This window comes from Pararobbsia alpina, assembly GCF_902859895.1.
In the GTDB taxonomy this organism is placed as follows: domain Bacteria; phylum Pseudomonadota; class Gammaproteobacteria; order Burkholderiales; family Burkholderiaceae; genus Pararobbsia; species Pararobbsia alpina.
Window position 1 is genome coordinate 1 of the sequence record NZ_CADIKM010000225.1, and the last position, 586, is coordinate 586.

Below are 586 nucleotides of genomic sequence, written 5' to 3' on the forward strand. Positions count from 1 at the left end.
ACGCATGCGGCCAGTCGTATCGAAGAGCTGCTGCCGCATCAGTGGCGACCATCGGCATCGAACTGATTCGATTGCCCATCGACTTCAAGATGGGTTCGCCGGCCGCATACGAAGATTGGCGTTCGCGAACGTCCGTTACAGCAAACTATCACGCGCTCGCGGGCGTTCAGTAAAGGACGGCCACGGCTCGAAAAGTTGCCCGTTCGTGAATTCCGAAAGCGGCCGCTCGCGACGACCGTAGTTGATCGAACGCGAACGGCGGGTATGGCCGATGGTCTGCCGGACGAACCAGAAAATGGAACGGCCGTTGTACCTTGCGGATTCAACCGGTCGATGCAACACAATAGAAGCTACGTAAGCAGCGGGAGTGTTGCAGATGAAGCAGAGACCGCGAATCTATTACAGTGAGACGCAGAAGGCGTTGATGTGGGAGCGCTGGCGCAGGAAGGAGACTTGCTCTTCGGCAGCGCAAACAGTCAGATCGCAACACTCGTCGAACGCCAGACTCGGTTTGTGATGCTCGTAAAGGTCGATCGCAAAGATACTGAGACGGTAGTCAATGCGCTAATTAAACATGCTGCCAAAT

At 55.6% G+C, this 586-nt stretch carries 1 pseudogene; it reads left to right on the top strand.

The features are described from left to right. Positions 1–444 precede the first annotated feature (444 nt). Positions 445–586: pseudogene (locus HV670_RS30400) on the top strand (IS30 family transposase); the annotation flags it as partial.